1 protein-coding gene is annotated in these 567 nt (G+C 62.1%); it reads left to right on the top strand.

Annotated features, from left to right (window positions below; translation table 11 throughout):
• A partial coding sequence (locus tag ALO64_RS12055; RefSeq protein ID WP_162232070.1) for an IS91 family transposase occupies window positions 1-567 on the top strand: 567 nt, incomplete at both ends.

Genomic DNA, 567 nt, shown 5'->3' with positions numbered 1-567 from the left:
AATACCTGTGCAACACCTGCCATTGCCGGGCCTGTCCTTCCTGCGGCAAAAAGGCCACCGACCAGTGGATCGCCGTGCAAAACAACCGTCTGCCCGACTGTCCCTGGCAGCATCTGGTGTTCACGCTGCCCGACACGCTGTGGTCCCTGTTCTTCTACAACCGCTGGCTGCTCGATGCGCTGTTTCGTCTGGCGGCCGATAACCTGATCTACACCGCCAAGCGGCGCGGTTTGCGCGTCGGGATTTTCGGGGCGCTGCACACCTATGGACGGCGGCTCAACTGGCATCCCCACGTCCACCTGTCGGTGACCGCGGGCGGCCTGGATGAGCAGGGCGTCTGGAAAAATCTGTCGTTCCACAAAGAGGCCCTGCGGCGGCGCTGGATGTGGCTGGTGCGCGATTACCTGCTGGGACAGCCGCTTTCGCAACTGACGATGCCGCCGCAGCTGGCCCACATCCTCTGTGAAAGCGACTGGCGCCGTCTGATACTGACCGCTGGCGGCCAGCACTGGCACATCCACTTGTCGAAGAAGACGGAAAACGGCCGAAAGACCGTCAATTACCTAG

Origin of the sequence: Pseudomonas meliae, from assembly GCF_001400515.1 — a bacterium.
GTDB lineage: Bacteria > Pseudomonadota > Gammaproteobacteria > Pseudomonadales > Pseudomonadaceae > Aquipseudomonas > Aquipseudomonas amygdali.
Note: the sequence above shows the minus strand (reverse complement) of the source record. Positions and strands in the feature narration are given on the sequence as shown.